This window comes from Terrilactibacillus tamarindi (assembly GCF_009718825.1).
GTDB classification, from domain to species: domain Bacteria; phylum Bacillota; class Bacilli; order Bacillales; family Sporolactobacillaceae; genus Terrilactibacillus; species Terrilactibacillus tamarindi.
On the sequence record NZ_WNHB01000003.1, the window covers coordinates 1 to 21,162 of the forward strand.

At 38.6% G+C, this 21,162-nt stretch carries 18 protein-coding genes; 12 read left to right on the top strand and 6 right to left on the bottom strand.

What is annotated here, in order from left to right; translation table 11 throughout:
- The first annotated feature begins 421 nt into the window (after positions 1-421).
- The 5 genes from GMB86_RS02275 to GMB86_RS02295 all read left to right on the top strand — a co-directional run bounded on the left by GMB86_RS02275 (position 422) and on the right by GMB86_RS02295 (position 6,172).
- Positions 422-1,438, top strand: coding sequence for a PTS transporter subunit IIC (locus tag GMB86_RS02275; protein WP_155216432.1), 1,017 nt, complete (start codon positions 422-424; stop codon positions 1,436-1,438).
- Between the two features lie 372 nt (positions 1,439-1,810).
- Complete coding sequence (locus GMB86_RS02280) at positions 1,811-2,050, top strand: DUF4190 domain-containing protein (protein WP_155216434.1); 240 nt, start codon at positions 1,811-1,813, stop codon at positions 2,048-2,050.
- A gap of 94 nt (positions 2,051-2,144) precedes the next feature.
- Positions 2,145-3,083: a TerB family tellurite resistance protein gene (locus GMB86_RS02285; protein WP_155216436.1), complete on the top strand. Its 939-nt coding sequence runs from the start codon at positions 2,145-2,147 to the stop codon at positions 3,081-3,083.
- A gap of 317 nt (positions 3,084-3,400) precedes the next feature.
- Complete coding sequence (locus GMB86_RS02290) at positions 3,401-4,549, top strand: amidohydrolase (protein ID WP_155216768.1); 1,149 nt, start codon at positions 3,401-3,403, stop codon at positions 4,547-4,549.
- Between the two features lie 327 nt (positions 4,550-4,876).
- Positions 4,877-6,172, top strand: a complete 1,296-nt coding sequence (locus GMB86_RS02295; protein ID WP_155216438.1) for an aminotransferase class I/II-fold pyridoxal phosphate-dependent enzyme — start codon at positions 4,877-4,879, stop codon at positions 6,170-6,172.
- A gap of 379 nt (positions 6,173-6,551) precedes the next feature.
- Here GMB86_RS02295 and GMB86_RS02300 read toward each other — a convergent pair whose 3' ends face one another.
- From GMB86_RS02300 to GMB86_RS02315, 4 genes are all read right to left on the bottom strand, one after another.
- Positions 6,552-7,913: an allantoinase gene (locus GMB86_RS02300; RefSeq protein ID WP_329602713.1), complete on the bottom strand. Its 1,362-nt coding sequence runs from the start codon at positions 7,911-7,913 to the stop codon at positions 6,552-6,554.
- A 44-nt stretch (positions 7,914-7,957) separates the two neighbouring features.
- The gene (locus GMB86_RS02305) at positions 7,958-9,199 is read right to left on the bottom strand and encodes a pyridoxal-phosphate-dependent aminotransferase family protein (protein WP_155216440.1); all 1,242 of its coding nucleotides are present in this window, start codon (positions 9,197-9,199) and stop codon (positions 7,958-7,960) included.
- A gap of 65 nt (positions 9,200-9,264) precedes the next feature.
- Positions 9,265-10,506: an allantoate deiminase gene (allC, locus tag GMB86_RS02310; RefSeq protein WP_155216442.1), complete on the bottom strand. Its 1,242-nt coding sequence runs from the start codon at positions 10,504-10,506 to the stop codon at positions 9,265-9,267.
- A 337-nt stretch (positions 10,507-10,843) separates the two neighbouring features.
- Entirely contained in the window at positions 10,844-12,460 is a 1,617-nt protein-coding gene (locus GMB86_RS02315; RefSeq protein ID WP_155216444.1) for a PucR family transcriptional regulator, read from the bottom strand.
- Positions 12,461-12,785: 325 nt separating this feature from the next.
- Between GMB86_RS02315 and uraD the strand changes: the two genes are divergently transcribed.
- From uraD to GMB86_RS02335, 4 genes are all read left to right on the top strand, one after another.
- Positions 12,786-13,310, top strand: coding sequence for a 2-oxo-4-hydroxy-4-carboxy-5-ureidoimidazoline decarboxylase (gene uraD, locus GMB86_RS02320; protein WP_155216446.1), 525 nt, complete (start codon positions 12,786-12,788; stop codon positions 13,308-13,310).
- Positions 13,311-13,385: 75 nt separating this feature from the next.
- The gene (gene uraH, locus GMB86_RS02325; RefSeq protein WP_155216448.1) at positions 13,386-13,733 is read left to right on the top strand and encodes a hydroxyisourate hydrolase; all 348 of its coding nucleotides are present in this window, start codon (positions 13,386-13,388) and stop codon (positions 13,731-13,733) included.
- Positions 13,734-13,760: 27 nt separating this feature from the next.
- Positions 13,761-14,810 carry an aromatic ring-hydroxylating dioxygenase subunit alpha gene (locus GMB86_RS02330; protein WP_155216450.1) on the top strand — a complete coding sequence of 350 codons (1,050 nt, stop codon included), beginning with the start codon at positions 13,761-13,763 and terminating at the stop codon, positions 14,808-14,810.
- Positions 14,811-14,880: 70 nt separating this feature from the next.
- Positions 14,881-15,129, top strand: a complete 249-nt coding sequence (locus GMB86_RS02335; RefSeq protein WP_141189806.1) for a ferredoxin — start codon at positions 14,881-14,883, stop codon at positions 15,127-15,129.
- Positions 15,130-15,258: 129 nt separating this feature from the next.
- On the opposite strand, the gene pabB is transcribed toward GMB86_RS02335, so the two are convergent.
- Positions 15,259-16,983 carry an aminodeoxychorismate synthase component I gene (gene pabB / locus GMB86_RS02340; RefSeq protein ID WP_155216452.1) on the bottom strand — a complete coding sequence of 575 codons (1,725 nt, stop codon included), beginning with the start codon at positions 16,981-16,983 and terminating at the stop codon, positions 15,259-15,261.
- On the bottom strand, positions 16,974-17,573 hold the full coding sequence (locus GMB86_RS02345) for an anthranilate synthase component II (RefSeq protein WP_155216454.1): 600 nt from the start codon (positions 17,571-17,573) through the stop codon (positions 16,974-16,976). The genes pabB and GMB86_RS02345 overlap by 10 nt, the downstream gene beginning before the upstream one ends.
- Positions 17,574-17,716: 143 nt before the next feature.
- Here GMB86_RS02345 and GMB86_RS02350 point away from each other — a divergent pair, with 143 nt between their 5' ends.
- The 3 genes from GMB86_RS02350 to GMB86_RS02360 all read left to right on the top strand — a co-directional run bounded on the left by GMB86_RS02350 (position 17,717) and on the right by GMB86_RS02360 (position 21,055).
- Positions 17,717-18,229, top strand: a complete 513-nt coding sequence (locus tag GMB86_RS02350) for a L,D-transpeptidase (protein ID WP_155216456.1) — start codon at positions 17,717-17,719, stop codon at positions 18,227-18,229.
- A gap of 269 nt (positions 18,230-18,498) precedes the next feature.
- Positions 18,499-19,398: a formyltetrahydrofolate deformylase gene (purU, locus tag GMB86_RS02355; protein WP_329602714.1), complete on the top strand. Its 900-nt coding sequence runs from the start codon at positions 18,499-18,501 to the stop codon at positions 19,396-19,398.
- Between the two features lie 376 nt (positions 19,399-19,774).
- A complete protein-coding gene (locus tag GMB86_RS02360) occupies positions 19,775-21,055 on the top strand; it encodes a M20/M25/M40 family metallo-hydrolase (protein ID WP_230458965.1) in 1,281 nt (426 codons plus the stop codon).
- Positions 21,056-21,162 lie beyond the last annotated feature (107 nt).

Consider the following 21,162-nt stretch of genomic DNA (forward strand, 5'->3'; position numbering starts at 1 on the left):
TTTTCTTGAAAATTAATTAAACTGGTTTTAATAGTATCTTTAACTCTTTTCTTACATATCTGTCAACTAAGAAAATATTGATAGTTAAAGCAATTATCTATAGAAGTTTTGTTGTTTACCAAGTATAAAAATTCTGATAATATAGCAATCAACACAACAATTGAGGTGAAGGTAATGAACCTGATTCAAATTATTGAAGTCAATCTTCTGGGAATTATAAATGATCTATCAATTATATAGGGACTCTAAATAATCCATAATCGAATATGGTCTAATTAGAGCCCCTTCTAAAAAGTACATGGCGCTCTAATAGTATAAAGCAAACCGCGCCCATCCAAAATAGGAGGGTTTTTTATTACCCTTGAGATGTCTGATATTTTAGAAAAAATAAGTATATATTTTAGTCAGAGGAGATAGAACCATGAATAAGAACTTAATTGATCAAATGTATAGAGTATCTACAGGAATTGCAAACGCGGTATTAGTGACTCTAGGGGTTGGTTTGTTATTTGAAACACTAGGTAAATTCACAGGAATGGCAGCGTTCTTAACGATAGGCGCCGTTGCCAAAGTATTGCTAGCCCCTGCGATAGGTGCAGGAATTGCACACCAACTTAAAGGTAATACACTCGTTATGTTTAGTGCCATCGTCTGTGCTACCGTTGGAGGAGGAGCTGTTCATGCTATAGATGGCGGAGCATTCACGATCGTGTCTGGACAACCCATCAGTGCTCTCCTTGCAGCAGTACTTGCTACAATCGTCGGTAATTGGATCACAGGCAAAACGAAGTTGGATATGATGGCGATTCCGTTTGCTTCTGTATTTGTTGGCGGACTTGCCGGTGTTGGCTTAAATGCTGTAACAACGCCATTTTTACAGTGGCTAAGTGGACAAATCACTTCATCAGTGACCGGTTCACCTCTTCTTGGTTCCGTGGTTATTGCCCTTGTTTGGAGTATCTTGTTAATGTCACCTGCATCATCTGTTGCTTTGGCCATTGCGCTTCAAATGGACCCAGTTTCAAGTGCTGCTGCATTGATTGGATGTACAGTTCAATTTGTCGGCTTTACGGCTATGTCGTTGAGACAAAATGACATTGGTGGATTTTTAGCTCAATCCGTTGTCACACCGAAAGTCCAGTTTCCTAATCTCGTTAAGAATCCGTTACTGATGATACCAACTTTCATTACGGCGATGATTTGTGCACCTATAGCTACGCTTGCCTTTAACTTTGAGTCATCTTATGAACTCGCTGGCTTAGGACTTAATTCATTAATAGCTCCACTTCATATCTTAGCGACTCAAGGGATCAGTGGATTTATAATCTATATCTCAATCGGTGTCATTCTTCCATTAGCCTTATCACTTGCGCTTTATTTTGTTATTAAACGCTTGGGATGGGCAAAGGCTGGAGATTTGCATATGAAAATACAGTAGGTTAGTAGGTTAATAAAATAAAGTCCTCGCTGATGTTAACTTTACATCGGTGAGGACTTTTTCTTTTAGATTGTCTTTCATATAGATTTACAAAATAATTTTTGCCCAAGTTTTGTATCTAACTTACTCAATTTGTTTTCAATTCTTTCAATTCTTTCTTCGCTCATAAAATAATTCACTTCTTCATTTATTTTCGTTCAAATTAATTTAAAGATAGCATAGTATTATGATAGTCATGGAGATAAATGATTTTCACTTTAACCTAATTGTATGATTATATGTAAGTATCAAGATTTAAAAAAACCAGCTTGTGTTGAGACTGAAACTTATGTATCTAAATATCGTAAAACTAGTTAAGGTGGTGAAAGTGAATTGAAAAGCCATTATTATGCGATTGCTTCGTTAACATTAGGAATATTATCCGTATTTATTCCGATTCTAGGATTAATATTGGCCGTGCTAGGACTAATTTTTACATATAGTAGTATAAAAGTGGCAAAAGAAACGAAACAGCCTTTAAGTGGACTTTCTATCGCAGGGTTTATTTGTAGTCTGGTTGGTCTTGTTTTGCAGAGTTTCATAGCATTCATGATGGTATCTTCATATATCTGATTTTCAAACTTCTAATCATACGGTTTGACGTACACAATGTTTATCAATGACTTTAACCGTATTGATTTTTAGGTTCTAGAAAGGTGTTTATAAGATGGGCTTTTTTTATATGTTACTTATGGGTGTTATTGCTTCAGTCATTGCATCCTTTAAAAATAGAAATGTTGTCATTTGGTTCGCTATTGGGTTCATTATCAATATCTTTGGTATCCTCATCTTATTATTTCTTCCAACTGTTAGACAGCCAAGACAATATGGTGGACCATTTACTGAGCCGAAACATTCAGACAACCAAAATCATCATCGGATTTGGGTAGTATGTCCTCACTGTGGTACTAACGTGTTGGTTACAAGTTCAGGTATCTGGCAGTGTCCAAATTGTCAACAGGATTTTCGATATGACGAGGAAGATAATGCTTCCCATTATTATGATGATTCATCATCTCTCCCTTATGGTGTTGAACTGATCGTCAAATTGTTTGCAAAAATGGCGAAAGCGGATGGTGTTGTTAGTAAACGAGAGATTCATAAGGTAGATGAAATTATTAAGACAAGCCTGAGACCGAGTGAAACGGATCTTCGGTTAATTAGAAAAACATTTAATTTGGCAAAAAAATCGCCTGAAACGTATGTGACGATTATTAGGCAACTTTATCAAGAGTTATATCAAGATATCAATACATTAGCCTATATTGTCGAAGCACTACTTCAAATTGCGAGGGTAGATGGCTCTATCCATCCGAAACAAGAAGAAATTCTTTCATTTGCGATTAAGCAATTTGGTCTTGGTCAAGGACAGAATCAATATACAGCCGAAAAGGAACAAAGTCTGGATGACTGCTATCGTATTTTAGGATGCAGTCAGAGTGACTCTTTACAAACGGTAAAAAAGAGATATCGACAATTAATCAAAGAGAATCACCCAGATCAATATATGAGCCAACAAGTGCCTAAAGAGGTCATTGAAAAGGCTAACCAGAAAATTAAAGAGATTAAAGAGGCCTATGAAAAAATAGTGGCGTCAAGAAGTTGATGAATAGTAGGTTAATGACTAATAGTGTAGATCTGTTTAAGAGGTTGTTCAAAAAGTCACCAAATGATAAGCTACGAATCTCCGACGCTATCCAAGAGGATCTTCAGCTAAAATCGCTCACGTCCTGTGGCGGCTGGCGCCTAAAGCCACCACATCCTGTGGAAGTCCGGTCCTCAAAACAGCGCCGCCTTGATCTTCTTGCTTCTAATTTGTTACCTTTTTGAACACGCACTTTAAGAAGGAATTTTAATAGAAATGGCGAAATCGAATAAAGAGAACTTTTAAAAAAAGGGGGATCGATAATGTCCCAAGATACATTGATCAAGATTATTGAAAATTTGGAGGAAGAACTTATTTCCGTTAGGCATGACCTTCATTCGGAACCAGAACTCTCAAACGAAGAATTTGAAACAACAAAGAAAATAAGAAACTGGCTAAATAAAGCTAATATTCGTATTCTTGATGTTCCATTAAGAACAGGACTAATTGCGGAAGTATCAGGAAATCCAACAGGACCGGTCATCGCTATTCGTGGAGACATTGATGCTTTGCCTATACATGAGGAAGCAGACGTGTCTTATCGTTCAAAATATGATGGAGTCATGCATGCATGTGGTCATGATTTCCATACAGCTTCAATTCTAGGAGCGGCCTATCTTCTCAAACAAAAGGAATCCTTCCTAAAAGGGACGGTTCGTATTATATTCCAACCTGCAGAAGAAACAGGGCATGGTGCTAAAGCCGTTTTGAATTCACAAGGGTTGAAAAATGTACAAGCGATCTTTGGTTTGCATAATAAACCCTCATTGAAGTTAGGGGAGCTAGGGACCCGAATCGGTCCATCTTCCGCTGGCGTCGATCGATTTGAAATTCATGTGGAGGGGATTGGAACCCATGCGGCTCATCCTGATTTAGGTATAGATCCCATATTGGTTACAGGCCATATTATCACGGCCTTACAGTCCATTGTTAGCCGAAATATTGATTGGCAAGATAGTGCAGTTGTTAGTGTCACACACATTCAAAGCGGAAATACTTGGAATGTTATTCCGAGTACAGCTTATCTAGAAGGAACCGTTCGAACGTTTAGTGACATCATTCGAGAGGAAATTCCAAAACGTATCAGGACGATCATTGAAGGGATTGCCACGACATTTGGAGCAAAAGCAACTCTTACATGGCACCCAGGTCCGCCATCTGTTGTTAATGATAAAGGCTGGACACCATTCACATTTGATGTGGCTAAGGAAAGTGGTTTTAGTACAGTTGAAATTGAACCATCTGCAGGTGGAGAGGATTTCGCATTTTATCAACAACAGATACCAGGAACGTTTGTAGATATCGGGACTTCACAGCCATATAATTTACACCACCCTAAATTCACAGTTGACGATGCCGCCTTACTTCCAAGTGCCAAATTCTTTGCACTACTCGCAGAACGTGCCCTTGAAAGATTAGATCATTAATCCTTAAGACCCATGTAGTATCGGGAAAGAAAATATGAAAATTCAGTGAAAGGCTATTTTCGGAATATGATAGAGTGATTGATTGTGACTAGATTTTTTTATTGTTTAGACTAATCACCAAATTTTAACGCTTATCCCTTAACTAACATATTTTCCAATCATAATTATATGTTTTTATTATAATTAAACTTCAAAAAGATGACTTCGAGTAGAAAACTCATTCAATATGAAGTTGTTTAATATCCGGTATCCTTGTATGATAGGATTATATAAATATATTAAAGTGTTATTCACTATTTTTGTGCTTGGTGACGAGGAGGCCGCAACATGACTGACTTCAACACGTTAAGCGTCGTTGAATTGAATGACCTAAAAGCAAATTTACAAGAAAAATATGAAGAATATAAGAGTAAGAGGTTGTCATTAAATATGGCAAGAGGTAAACCTTGCCCAGAACAACTAGATTTGTCGATGGGCATGCTAGATACAATAAAGTCTGATTCATCTTTAATATCACAAGAAGGTATCGATTGTCGGAATTATGGTGGTATAGATGGTCTTGTAGAGGCAAAAGAATTATTAGCTCCTTTACTTGAGGTCAGCACCGATGAAATCATTATTGGCGGTAACTCCAGTCTGAATATGATGCATGATACGATTTTTAGAGCCATGTTTAAAGGGGTACCAGGTGGCGATCAACCTTGGGGTCACTATCCAAAAATTAAATTTTTGTGCCCAAGTCCTGGCTATGACCGCCATTTTAGCTTATGCGAATTTTTTGGTATCGAAATGATCATTGTTGATATGCTTAAAGATGGCCCTAACATGGATCAAGTAGAGCAACTTGTGAGTGAGGATGAAACCATCAAAGGGATTTGGTGTGTACCAAAGTACAGTAATCCTGAAGGTGTAACCTACTCAGATGAAGTTGTTGATCGCCTGGCTAAAATGGAAACAAAAGCAAAAGATTTCCGAATCTTTTGGGATAATGCATATGCCGTTCACCATTTAACAGACAAACCAGACCAGTTGAAAAATATTCTTCATGCATGTAAAGAGGCGGGTCATCCAAATCGTCCTTTCTTATTTGGTTCCACTTCAAAAATTAGCTTCCCAGGTTCTGGTGTAGCCGTCATGGGGTCAAGTAAGGAAAATATTCAACATACTAAAAAGCAATTGTCAGCACAAACGATTGGTCCGGATAAAATTAATCAACTTAGACATGTACTTTTTTTCAAAGACTTCGAAGGCTTAAAAGATCATATGAAAAAGCAAGCCGACATTATTAAGCCTAAGTTTGATAAAGTGTTAGAGCTTTTTGATTCTGAGTTAGAGGGCAAGCACATTGCAACATGGAGTAAACCGAATGGTGGTTACTTCATTAGTCTCAATACGCTTGATGGTACCGCAAAAGACATCGTTGCATTGGCAGCCGAAGCTGGGGTTACTTTGACAGGGGCCGGTGCAACCTTCCCTTATCGTAAGGATCCTAGAGATCGGAATATCCGTATAGCACCAACCTTTCCTTCTTTAGAAGAGTTGGAACTTGCGATTCAAGTTCTTTGTGTTTGTATTCAATTAGTTAGTGTAGAAAAACTCCTAAAAATAAAAGAAGTTTGCTAACCATAAAAACACCGTTCAACTCGAACGGTGTTTTTTATAAGATTAAAGAACTTTTAGATGGCGCGTCCATTGCTCGATTTTTGTTCGGCAACAAGCTACGATTAAATATGCCTCGAAGTTAAAAGTACGTAAAGACAATTTTAATCTGTATAGAAATAAGATCCCCATATTCATAGAATTGAAGGGGGATCTTATCTGTTTTATCTCGTTTCTTGAAAGATAATGTGAAACTTCCATCAGTGGGGTTTTCTTCATCCCCCACTGATGGTTAGCTGAACCAATCGGACCTTTACGGGCAGTTGATTCCCCACCTATCTTCTTTGATTACTCAGAATCTTGAGGTGGGGGTCTTTACTTGCCGTTAGGCGGGATAAATTGTCTAATTTGGTTGGTAAACGTCATGTTTTAACCATTGGCCACGGACCTTATCATTGATCATTCTTCCGTCTGAATAGACCACTTGACCACGATGGATTGTGGTTTTTATTTTACATGGGAAGGTATGATTTTCGAACAGGCTATATTTGTGTTTAGCAAATAAATCTTGTTTTGTAATGGTATGCGACTCTTTTAAACTAACTATAGCAAAATCAGCATCAGCGCCAATTTGGATGCTGCCTTTTTTAGGGCTTAACCCGTAACGCTCAGCAGGTGCTTTTGCAGTCCATTTAGCCACATTCTGAAGTGGGACGCGGTGATTTAAAGCAAGCTCGATCATGCTCAAAAGAGAAAATTGTCCACCGTTAATTCCACCCCATGCTTCAAAAATATTATCTTTATCTTTATCTGACCAAGGTGAAGGGGAGTGATCGGATGTAATCATGTCAATATTTCCGTTAATGAGCTCCTCAATCAAGGCTTTTTGTGTTTCAGGTAAACGAAGCGGAGGGGCACATTTCGCAATCGGACCAAGTCGTTTTAAGTCTTCATGATTAAAGAGCAGGTAATGAGGACATGTTTCGAGAGTGACGTCTAAACCTTTTTGTTTAGCAGATTGAATGATCTGTACCGCTTCAGGACTACTAATATGAACAAAGTGCAAGGTGCATCCTGTGATCTCAGCATAGTTAATGGCGCGTGAGACAGCTTCTACCTCTGCTTGAATAGGCCTTGATTCTAAGTAGTCATCACAGCTTGTGAGTCCTTTGTTTGCCTTTTCTTGAGCTAGAAACGTAACCAGTGGACCACTCTCAGCATGTAAGGCTAATATACGATCTAATTTGGCGATTTTTTTCATGCCAGAAAGAAGGGTGAAATCATCTGCCGCCTCAAACTCAACGTTACCTGAAGGAGATAGAAAGGCTTTGAATCCAATGACACCACCTTCAGCAAGTTTCTCCAAATCATCAAGATGTCCGGGGACAAGACCTCCCCATAAACCAAAATCAATGATCGATTTCGATTCACCTATCGCTGCTTTATCAAAAAGGGCTTCTCTTGTCACCGTTGAAGGAATCCCATTTAGAGGCATATCAAAGAAGGTCGTGCAACCACCGGCAGCAAGGAGTTCAGAACCGGTTTTAAAACCTTCCCAAACTTCTCGCCCAGGTTCATTAAAATGAACATGTGTGTCAATCATTCCTGGGAAAATATAATGACCTTCTGCATCAAGAATATTATGAGAGTCTGTGAGTTGATCGCTCATTGATGTGATAACGCCATTTTGAATCCCTATATCGACTTTTTTAATTTCTGAATCTAAAACAACGTGACCATTTTTAATAATTTGATCGTAGGGCACCTTACTCACACTCCTTTTAATCTATCATTCTCGGTCTCGAATAATTAACCAATGACTTTTTGTTTCTTCTGTGATACATAGACTTGTAGTGCTGCTTGAAGAGCTTCTCCGCGGTTAACCGCAAAACCTTGTTGTATAAGGGTTGCCTCCAAACCGGCAAGAACAAAAAGGACATTTTCTTTTCGACAGCTATAGCCCATCGTACCGATGCGCCATATTTTTCCTTGAAGTGAACCGAAGGAACCTGCAATTTCAATCCCAAATTCATTGAGCAACGTGTTTCGTACAGCATCGGGATCAACACCTTTTGGTACATTCACACAGGTTACGGTTGGCATTTTACATGTTGGATCCCCAAATAGAGTAAGCCCCATCGCTTCAATTCCAGCGACCAAGGCCTTTTCATGGAGCTTATGTCGCCGAAAACGAGCCTCAAGACCTTCTTCTAGGATGAGACGGAGACCTTCCCTTAGGGCATAGTTCATCGAGGTTGCTTCTGTATGGTGATTTAACCTGCGGTCACTCCAGTAGTCTTGCAGTTGACTTAAATCGAAATAGTTGCTTCGAATGGGGGAAGAGGTGAATTGTTTATGATCCTCCTCTGTTGCGATGCCTCGTTCAACCTTTTTTCGAGATAAAATAATTTTTTCTACCCGGTCATTATACGTAATGGGAGCCATTCCAGAAGGAACAGAAAGACATTTTTGGGAGCCCCCTATCACAGCGTCTAGACACCAGTCGTCCACCTTGACATCTGCTCCGCCGATCGTTGCGACAGCATCAACAATGAGGATAACATCACGTTCACGGCAGGCATGGCCGACTTTTTCTAAAGGCTGCATGCGTCCTGTTGATGTTTCACCATGGACTAGCGTTACGAATTTTGGTTTGACTCGATCCATTTCGGATATGATGTCTTCTGGGTCAAAGACGTCTCCCCATGGGCATTCGATCGTATGGATCACGGCGCCATAGCGTTCACAGATCTCAGCGAATAGATGGCCAAATCGTCCAAAAATGGGAATGAGAACATTGTCCCCGGGTTGAATAAGACTTGCTATGACGGCTTCGAGACCTGAACGAGAGGTTCCATCAATAGGATAAGCCCAGTGGTTTTTAGTTTGATAAAGCTCACGGATCATAGCCATATTTTCATTCATGATTTTAGTAAACTCTGGATCGAATTGACCTAAAATAGGCGTACTCATGGCACGTAGGACGCGAGGATCAACCTCTACTGGTCCCGGTGTCATAATCGTTCGAAGGGGAGTGTTTAGTTCATTCATTTATTTTACCTCATTTCTTCTTAACTCAAAATATGTTGATAGAATAGTGTGATATTCATAGTCTATTAGGTGTAAGCGAGTTCATATAAGAAAGACGTGAGAATATTTACACCTGTAGCCAGATCTTCTGGCGTTGTGTATTCTTTGGGTGAATGACTAATGCCTTGATGGCTAGGAACAAATAATAGAGCAGTCGGGCAGAATGTACCAAAGACCTGTGAATCATGACCTGCACCACTCACCATCTGTCTAAATGGAATTTTTTCTTTTTTAATGATGTCAGTCATTTTCGACATGAGCGTCTCATCCATTTTGACAGGTTTATCATCCATCCATTGCTCAATGTTTAATTTTATATGTTGTTCATCTGTTACCTTTTGGAAATAATCAAAAACCTCTGAACAAAAGGTCGTTAACGACTCTTGTTGATGATGTCTAACGTCTAATGTAAAAGTCGCCTCACCCGCCACAACATTAACAACATTGGGTTTAACTTGAATGTTACCCACGGTGGCGACGAGATCACTTTGTTGTTTTGCTTTATTCGTCAAATGGTGGATTAAATCACAGGCGGTAGCGAGCGCATCTTTTCTTGCATTCATGGGCGTCGTACCTGCGTGATTGCTTTGCCCCGTAAGCGTAATCGTAAATCGCTTTTGACCGACAATATGACTAACCACACCGAGTGTTTGCTTGCTATTTTCAAGAATGATGCCTTGTTCTACGTGAACTTCGAGAAAACAAGCGATATCATCTCGTCTAGGATTTGGATAGTTATTAAGACCAAATCCTGCCGATGCCATGGCTTTTTTGAATGGGATGCCGTCATTATCAGTTAGGGAATATATTTCGTCAAAATGATGTTTTCCCGTTATACTTCCAGATCCCCAAAAGGAAAGAGGAAATCGGCTTCCTTCTTCTTCACATAAGGAAACAACTTCAATGGTTTTTTTAGGTTTTCCATACTTATGAAAAAGTTCCTTTGCAGCAAGTAAGCTAGCCACAATCCCATAAGCCCCATCATATTTTCCGCCTTCAATAACACTGTCAATATGTGATCCTGTCAGAATGACTTGTTCGCGTTCAACAGTCCCTTCGATTCGGCCAAATAAATTGCCAACGTCATCGAAGTGTGTCTGGAATCCAAAGGAATGCATCTTCTCTTTAAGGTCTTGCTGAGCACGAATCCACGGTGAAGAATATAATAGGCGTGTGACGCCATTGTTATCTGTTGCACCAAATGAGGCAAGCCAATCCAGCATCTTGCTGATTTCATCTTGAATCGCATAAGGGGTTTTTACTTTCATTGCACGGCCTCCTCTTTGATTCATACTTAAATAATGGAATAGTCCCATTATCGTGAATGCCTTTATTTTAGCAGAGGAAAGATGGAATGCCATTATGCAATATAACAAATCATATAGCTCTGATTGGTTATTTTAACTAAAGAAAGTGTAGAGGTCTTTATTGGTGGCGTTGTTCAATTTATCCCGCCTTAACGGGCAGTAAGACCCCCACCTCAAGATTCAGAGTATTCAAAGAAGATAGGTGGGGGATCAACTGCCCGTAAAGGTCCGATTGGTTCAGCTAACCATCAGTGGGGGATGAAGAAAACCCCCACTGATGGAAGCTTCACTTTATCTATCAAAGATTCAATAGCGGTCTGATACGCATGGCTAATCGCAATCGAAAAGTCGTATCGGGATCTTTAAGGTCCCAGCCAAATACCGTTTCACACTTCTCTAAACGATAAATAACGGTATTCCGATGAACAAAAAGTTTCTTTGATGTTTCAGAAATCTGACCATGCGATTCCAAGTAAACAAATAACGTATGCAGCAATGTTTCTGCCTCATCTTTTGGATATTGAAAAAGGTGTTGAAGAGTATTCTTATAGAAAGCTTTCAAATCCTCAACAGGGATCATTCGAAGCATATCCGTAATATCTTTAATCTCATAACCTTCAATAAAGTTGGTTTTCCCTATTCGTCTCCCGGTATCAAGAGCATCTAAAGCTTCTTTGTAAATGGCATGAACGTCCATTAATTGATGACAAATCGTACTTAATCCAAATGATATGGACTGGTTAAAGAAGTGCTGAATTTTATTTTGAAGTTGATGAAGATAAGGAGATACCTGTTCGTGAACATGAGAAACAGAATCTTCAATTTCTAATAAGATAATGCATTGTTGTCCTTCAATAAAGAAATGAGAAGCAAAAGGAAGGCTATTGACCTCATCCTCCATATAGTCATATATCGTATTTGTCTCCATTTGGTACTGAATAAAACTAGACGTTTGATCAGGCATGTCTAGTTGACCAGCAATACAAACATACTTTTGATCTGTTTTTAAATGAAATTCTTTGGCTCGATGAGTAATCTCTTTTTCAGAAGAGAAGGCATTATTTATTAAATTCATAAAAAAGAGTTGTTTTATTTTACGATCATTCTGTTTGAGTGCGTCTTCCTTCATAAGTTCAAAGGCGATAACATTAACCGCTTGTTCCAATGTTAGGATGAGGAGACGATCGAAATACGAAATTTCACCTAAAGCGATAAGGTAACATTGTTTATTACCAGCCGTATATACTGGAAAAATAGTCAACGTGCAGCGAGGGTCAGTTAATGAAAACGACGTGTAGTTGGATTTTTCTAGGAAAAAGTCATTTTTTATTAAAGCACAGGACTGAATAATTTTATGGTTTTCACTGCTTAGTTTTTTTGGAATTAAAGGTCTAAAATAGGGATCTAACAGTAATAGAGGCTGCTGTATAATATTTGAAAGATTCTCGAGTAACTTTTGAACCCCTTTACCATTCATAATATGAATCGTAAATTGCTCGTGAGCATCAATCGCAAATTTCAACTCTTTTAATCGATTATCTCGAAGTAAACTTAATGTTTCATTGACGACTTCAACGAGTGGAATCTCTGTAGGAATATTGATAATCGGGAACTCTAATTTATCTGCAAGTTCGCATACCTCTTGTGGAATACCATGTAAGAAGCGTTCGGTTTTTATACCGATAGCAGAACACCCGAGCCTAGCCATGTTTTTGACAAGGAGGACAAAGAACTGAGGGTCATTTCGCAAATGATACCCTGATGTCACGAGTAAATCATCACTTTTTAAGAAATCAATAATATCAGGAGCATCCATCATGTTTATATTGTTAATATTGCGGTTCAAACCGGTTTTTCCAGCTATAATTTCAAAGTTTTTAAAAGCAGGGATAAGAAAGAGATCGGCTACTTTCATTTTTAGCACCTCACGTCAAAGATAGATTGTTAGGTTATATTATACAATAATTTAAGATAATTTTGTAAATTATTACAATGAAAGCCGTCATTTCTTCTGTTAAATTCATTAGAATAGACCCTATTTTTCTTAATATTATTTATTTACAATTCTATCTCTAGATATGGGGTAAAAATTACGAAGAAATTCTTCCCCTGAAGGATAAATTACGGTTAGGTAAGCAGTAGATCCGTGTGATTAAAGTTTTCACTTTATTAACAAAAAGAAAAGATGTATAATTTTATAATACAGAAAATACTGAATTAATTGGAGGAAGTGAGAAACCATGATGTCCATTGAAGATTTTAATCATGCAAGTGCTTCCGAGTGTGAAAAGTGCCTAGATGGTGTTTTTGAATCTTCTCCTTGGATTATGAAACAGGCGATTATTCTGCGTCCATATCCATCTCTTCAAGCCTTATTTGATCGTATGGTCACGATTGTAAGAGAATCATCGATTGAAAATCAATTAAATTTGATCAAGGCTCACCCTAAGTTGGGAACGAGAAATCGGATGAGTAATGAATCGACGGAGGAACAAAAAACAGCAGGCCTTAATCAATTAAGTGATGATGAATACAATCAATTTCTGCTTATGAACGAACAATATATGACGACATTTGGTTTTCCTTTCATTCTAGCTATTAAAGGAAAAAGTAAGCAGGAGATATATGAAGCAATGGAAACCAGATTACAGCATAACCAAGCAGAAGAATTTGAATGTGCTTTGAAAGAAATTTTTACAATTGCTTTCTTTCGTCTAAAGGATCGTTTGACGGATAATTTAGAATCCAAGTTAAATAACATATGAGAATAATGAATCAAAGTGGAATCTTTTATTCGGGTTGAATAATAAGATTAATAAAGGAAAGGTTGCTTTTAGAAGATGGCCGGATTAACAACACATATATTAGATTTGGCAAATGGCGTTCCCGCAGCGCATGTCGAAGTAGACATTCGCCTAGCAGACAACAAAGATATTTTGAAAACCGTTAAGACAAATGAAAATGGCCGGGTTGATGAGCCTCTACTATCTGAAAATGAGTTAAAAAGTGAAACGTATGAACTCCTTTTTCATATTGGGGATTATTTTAAACGTCAAAATATACCTCTAGAAGAACCTGCTTTTTTAGATGTCATTAGTGTACGCGTAGGTATTTCAAATCCTAACGCGCACTATCATGTTCCATTACTCGTTACACCTTGGAGTTATCAAGTTTACCGCGGAAGTTAGTCGTATTGTCAAAGGGGGATACATCATATGGTAGATTCAAAGTTAAAAAAGAAGAGCCCAACACCTTATCCACGTGATTGTACGTTCAGTTTAGAAGATTGGCGTGTTTTATCGCAATATTGGTATCCGGTTGCTCGTGCAGACGAAGTCACAGAAAAACCAATGGCTGTGAAACTCCTTGATGTTGAACTCGTAGCCTACCGAACAGAGAATAATAAGCCCATTGTGGCACGAGATCTTTGTGTCCACCGGGGGACACCGCTGAGCATGGGTTGGGTCGAAGGAGACAATATCGTCTGTCCTTATCACGGTTTTAGCTATGGACCAGATGGCCAGTGTACATCCATTCCAGCCCATCCAGGTGCAAAAATTTCCCCTCGTCTATGTATTAATGTCTATCCTACTGTTGAAAGATACGGTCTCATTTGGACGACTCTCTCTGGGGAAAAAGAAGAGATTCCACCTTTTCCTGTATGGGATGATGCTGAGTTTCAACCCATTTTGCCACCTACGATTGACATTGCCGGATCAGCTGGGAGACAAATGGAAGGATTCCTAGATGTCGCTCACTTTGCATGGGTACATACAGATACCTTTGGAGACCGAAATAATCCTTTTGTGCCAAGTTACAAAGTGCAAGAAACAGATTATGGTCTGCATACGGAGTATTTAAGTAATGTAAGCAATTACCCAAAAGGATTTCAAGATCAAGCACCGAAAGACTTTAAATGGCTTCGCGTTTTTGATGTTTTTCCACCTTTGGCAGCGAGGTTGACGGTTCATTTTCCAGAAGGAGGACGCCTTTGGATATTAAATGTACCTTGTCCTATTTCAGCTCGATATACCCGGCTCTTTTGCCCGATAGCTCGAAACTTTGATAAAGATAAACCGATTGAAGACGTTTATGAATTTAACTTAAAAATATTCAATGAAGATCGTGAAATGGTAGAAAATCAAAAGCCTGAAGAACTCCCTCTTGACTTACAAGCCGAAGCGCATATTTTAGCCGATAAGACTTCAATTGCCTATCGAAAATTATTAAAGAAAATGGGATTAGGGGCTACTTATACGAGTTGAATGGATGTTTGGTCGAAAAATAAATGCGGTACGTCGTCATGTCATCCTTTTTCTAAAGGAGATGAAATTATTGCCTAAGTTTACGATCGTTGACAAAGATACGTGTATTGCGTGCGGGGCTTGCGGATCGGCAGCTCCAGATATATTTGATTATGATGATGAAGGTATTTCCTTTGTTATACCAGATGATAACGAAGGGACAGCAGAAATTGCAGAAAGTCTTTATGAAGATCTAATTGATGCTTATGAAGGTTGTCCGACAGAATCCATCAAAGTAGCTGATGAACCATTTAATGGGGATCCTTTGAAGTTTGAATAATGGGAAAAATGCCGTGACCATAGTTATAATTAAAATGAAAACACGAGGATGGGATATTTATCAATCTCAACCTCGTGTTCATTTTTGCCTCTTGGATTTCGGACGCGAGAGGTTCAAAAGAACAATTCGTTATAAGTGAACCTTAACCCAGCCTCTAACGCTATTAATAAACCAAATCTCTTTAGCATTTTTTAAATCTTCTATAGTGATGCTTTTTTCTTTCACTTTTCCTTGGTGTTGAAGGCTTTCTCGGAATGTACCTGCTAAAAGGCCGTCAGAAATAGGCGGTGTCACGAGGATATCATGTATTTTGGCGACAACATTCCCATTTGTAAATTCAGTGATATGGCCCTTTTCATTCCACAATAAAACATCAAATACATCCTCATGTCCCTCTTTGTGTTCTTTATACACCTCTCGAAACGTCGTTTTATGGTAGAGAAATACGTTGTTAGATGATATAGGAGTCTTGCTTAATCTGATAGATTGGTTTTGTTCTATAGTCGAGATAGGCTGTGTTTCGATAGAAAAATGGCCTTGTTTATTGACTATAAGACGAACCTTAAAGCGACCGACAGGAAATTGCTTTTCAAGTTTCAATAAGGTTAAATTGAGTTTGTTTATATCTAACTTATATTGGAAATATCGGGCGGAGCGACTTAATCTCGCCAAATGATGATCAAGTAAAACCAGTTGTCCTTCTTCCAATAGTAGACTTTCCAGTAAATCAAAGTCTGGATATTTAGCCGTAAGAACAGCTCCTTTAGCGACAACTTCGTCATATTCATCTCTCGCATTGGAATCCCAGGTAATGCCGCCGCCAACACCATATTGAGCCATCCCATTTTCCTTATCGATCCATACAGTCCGAATTGGAATATTAAAAACAGCCTTGCGTTCTGGCGTTATATAGCCAATGGTTCCGCAATAGATTTCCCGAGGGGAGGATTCTAATTCATGAATCAGGGACATGGTTTTTACCTTCGGGGCACCAGTGATTGAGCCGCATGGAAACAAAGCCTTAAAAATATCAAATAGATTGGTTTCAGGTTTTGTTTTTGCTTCGATTGTTGATGTCATTTGATGAACCGTCGGATAAGATTCAATATCAAATAGTTTTGAAACATGTACAGAACTTCTCTCGGCAATCCGGCTAAGATCATTACGTAATAAATCAACGATCATTACATTTTCAGCTTGGTCCTTCGTAGAAGACTTTAACTTTTCTTTAAGTCGTCGATCTTCATCGAAGGTCAACCCTCTCTGAATCGTTCCCTTCATTGGTTTGGTTTCAATATGTTCTCCGTCCCATGCGAAAAACAATTCCGGTGAAGCAGACAAAATTTGATAGTCCCCAATGTCGAGATAAGCGCAAAAATCTGCACGTTGGGCTTCTTTTAATTGATAAAAATAAGACAAAGCATCCGTTGTAAATGGGCTATTTAAACGGAGTGTGTAATTGGTTTGATACGTATTTCCATTTTCTATTTCCTGGTGGATCGTTTGGATGGCTTTAGTATATCTTTCTGATGAAACATCAGGTTTAAAGGCAAGTGAATGAGCGGTTGGAATCTTTTCCTCAGTTGAAACCGTCTTAGGCTTCTCAAAGATACCAAACCACAATAAAGGCATTTTTGTATCTGTGTGTGTTGTCATAGCAGAATTAAATCCAGGAGCTGCCTCATAACTGACATATCCGGCTACATAATAGCCATCATCTAAATAGGATTCGATCTGATTAAATAGATGTGGAATGTCTTTAATTTTATAAGTACAAAGGATGTCAATGGGATTTTCAAACAGAATATCAGTATCCAAACCATACCGATGATGAAAAAAATAGTTCAATTGCATTTCAACGGCTCCTTATCTGGTGCGATATCATAGGTTTGAAAAAATTGTTTGAGACACTCTAATCCAAATTCCGTTTGAATCGCTTCGGGATGAAACTGAATGCCTTCAATCGGTAAAAATGAGTGTCTGACTGACATAATTTCACTTGCTTCTGTTTTTGATGACAGAACCAATTCTTTTGGTAATGGATGACTTGCGACTAGTGAATGATAGCGAGCCACGTTTAATGGGTTTGGTAATCCTTGAAAAATGGTTTGTCCATCATGAAAAATCTGATCTGTTTTTCCATGCATCGGTTGAGTAGCTTTCTCGATTTGTCCTCCGAATGCTTCCACAATAACTTGGTGACCTAGACAAATCCCTAAAATAGGGATTTGTTTTTTAAATTTATGCACGACTGAAAGACAGCACCCAGCATCTATAGGGGTTCCTGGTCCAGGTGAAAGACAGATGGCATCAGGATTTAGATTGATGATATCTTCAGTCGTGATGTGGTCATTGTATTTTGTTATGACAGTGTGCCCTAGTATTTCCATATAGTGAACAAGATTATATGTAAATGAATCATAATTATCGATCATTAGTATCAAGTGAATCACCTGCTCATTAAAAATGAAATCCTTGAAATCATTATACTCTAATTTAATGAGTTCGTTAAAGCTTGTCTTTTAGGGATGAACTATCTCATTTTTAGAGAAACTAAACGAAAAAGGTCGATGGAGAGTGTATTGTTATGCTTAAAAAAATCGTGGTTATTTTCTTACTTATGTTTACTTTTATACTTCCTCAAAGCTTCGCTGAGACGCATGAATCTGATGCTTTTATTATTGTTAATAAAACAACCCATCGTCTCGCTTTGATTAAAAACAATAGAATCGTGATGCAAGTTCCTGTAGGTACAGGAAGAACGCCGCAATTAACTCCTGAAGGTTTATTTCATGTTGTCGTCATGGTTAAGAACCCCTATTATATAAAGAAAAACATACCTGGAGGAAGTCCAAAAAATCCATTAGGAACAAGGTGGATAGGGTTTGATGCGTGGGGAACGAATGGTCGAATATATGGCGTTCACGGGAATAATAACCCAGCTTCGATTGGGTATAACGTTTCTTCGGGGTGTATTCGGCTTTATAACAAAGATGTTGAGCGGTTGTATGATCAAATGTCTTTGCACACACCCATTTTTGTTACATCTAGTTCTAAAACAATGACTCAGTTAGCGCAGGAACAACAGGTGATTCGTTAAAATTTTTATGACGATTAAAACAGTCGTACAGGATCTATAAGTAGTGTACAATATAGAAAAATCGTTTGAAACATAAGGAAAAATTAAGTACATCTATATGTGGATGAGCCGTGAAGGTCTAAAAAGGATGAACCAACAAAAATAAAAAGATGTTTTTCAATTTTTTGGAACTGTCCGACAAGCAATGAATTCTTGCCTAGGCTAATTTTTTCAGAGAGGATGTTCCCATACCCGATTTTGGAGATACATAATAAGGAGGACGATAAGTAGTGCTTAAGGAAATAGAATCTCAACTAAATAGTTTTAAAAAAATTAATAAAAATAGAGGCCGACTGCTCATTAGCTGCCTTGATCAGCCAGGTATCATCTCAAAGGTATCTGAATTTTTATTTTCCCATGGGGCAAATATTATTGAATCAAACCAATACTCCATTAATCCTCATGGAGGAGACTTTTTTATTCGAATTGACTTTGAATCTCCAGATCTAATCGATAAAAAAGAAACCTTAATGGAAGACTTTCAACCTATCGCAGAGACATTTTCTATGACGTGGGAACTTCATTTAGTATCGGAATTAAAAAGGATGGCCATCTTTGCGTCAAAAGATTTAAACTGTCTTAGAGAATTGTTATGGCAATGGCAAATCGGTGATCTTATGGCTGAAATTCCACTTATCGTGAGTAATCATGAAACAGCCCGCCCGCTTGTTGAACAATTAGGCATCCCTTTTTATTATTTGCCTGCAAGTAAAGAAAATCGTACGGAAGTTGAAAAGAAACAACTTCAATTATTGACAGAATATGATATCGACGTCATTGTTCTCGCCCGTTACATGCAAATCTTAACGCCGCACTTTGTTGCGAGCCATCCCATGAAAATCATCAATATCCATCATTCCTTCCTCCCTGCCTTTGTCGGTGCAAGACCTTATGAAAGAGCCTATCAACGCGGGGTAAAATTAATTGGAGCAACCTCACATTATGTAACCAATGATCTTGATGAAGGGCCAATTATTGAACAAGATACGATGAGGGTTGACCATCGTTCAGATGTCGATGACTTAAAGAAAATGGGAGGAAATATTGAACGCAATGTCCTTGCCCGTGCTGTCAAATGGCATCTAGAGGATCGTATTATTGTTCATGGCAATAAGACCATCGTGTTCTAAAGACCCTAGTTCCACTCGACAAAAGGCATCGAGAGCATGCTCTTCGGTGCCTTTTATCAATTTTTGTATATGAATGGTAGAGAAAAGGGTGATTTCCGCTCCAGGCGCTTGCTTTCCGGGGGGCGTCCGCGAGCCTCCTCGTCGCTAGCTCCTGCGGGAAAAGCGGGATAGGCGAGACCCTGGACTGAGCGTAGCGAGGGAAGCGGCTCGACCCCGCCCTCGGAAAGCGTCCACCCGCAGCGGAAATCTTACCAGTCTGAGATTAGTTTTACTAGATCTTTTTTTGTAAATCAAAATTAAAGTCGAATTTTTACGAAAAGTATTCGTCCAGGTAAAAAGGGTTTTTCGTTAATTTATAGAATATATCATGTATGAAATGAATGAAAAGTGGGGGCTTGTCATAATGGATGGAAATAATCTAAGAACAGTGGTCGATAAAGATACAGTTAACACAACTTACCATCAACTAATAGAAAATCCTGAAGTTAAAGCAGGTCTTGCATTTTTAGAAGCGGACAACGAACAAACGGCCAAAGAGCAAATTCATTTAACTTCTATTCCTGCTCCGTCATTTAAAGAATATGATCGTGGAGAGTTCATGAAAAAGCAATTCATTTTATATGGACTAGAAGATGTTAAGACAGATTCAGAAGGAAATATTATTGGTATTAGACGGGGAACAGAGTCTTCCCCTCGACTTGTTATATCCGCACATCAAGATACCGTATTTCCAGAAGGAACAGACACAAAAGCGACGATAAAAAATGGCAAGATCTATGCACCCGGCATTTCTGATGATGGAAGAGGTCTTGCAGTACTACTTACGTTACTTCGTTCCCTAAATCATAGTCAGATACAAACCGTCGGAGATTTAGTATTTGTGGCAACAGTTGGTGAAGAAGGTTTAGGTGACTTACGAGGAGTAAAAGCCCTTTTTGAACAAGATAAGGCGATCGATGGGTTTATTTCCATTGAACCAGGAACACCCGAAGAAATTATCTATCTCGCTACAGGCAGCTATCGCTATCATGTTACTTTCAAAGGTCCGGGCGGGCATAGTTTCGGTGCTTTTGGAACACCGAGTGCCGTTCATGCTATGGGTAGAGCTATAGCCAAGCTTGCTGATATGCGGGTTCCTTTCGAACCGAAAACAACCTTTACTGTAGGAACCGTAACAGGTGGGACGTCCATTAATACCATCGCAGCTGATGCCACGATGTCACTCGATTTGCGTTCTTCTTCATATGAGGAGCTGAATAAACTTAAGAAAGTCGCTCTATCTCACATCTATTCAGCGGTGGAAGAGGAAAATAGTCGCTGGAATACGAATTCAATTTCTGTAGATATCCATCAAGTCGGAGATCGTCCTGCAGGGGAACAATCAGAAGAAGCCACTATTGTTCAAGCGGCTAAAGCTGCTGTTAAAGCGATTGGGTTAACGGCCACACTGGAAGGTCCGAGTAGTACTGATTCAAATGTTCCAATTAGCTTAGGAATTCCAGCCGTAACACTTGGAGGCGGAGGGAACTACGGTCAAGTACACACTTTAAACGAGTATTTTGATCCAAAGGATGCTTTTTTAGGTGCTGAGCGTATCTTATTAACATGCCTTGGGCTCGTTGGTGTTCATCATGTAACTCAGCCTTTAATAAAATAAAAGTCTAATAGTTGGAAATAGTTAATCGTTTTGTTTTATAATATGATTAGTGATTGAATTTTCCGGATTATTTATAAATAAACTTGTAAGCGTAATCATTTCTTGTT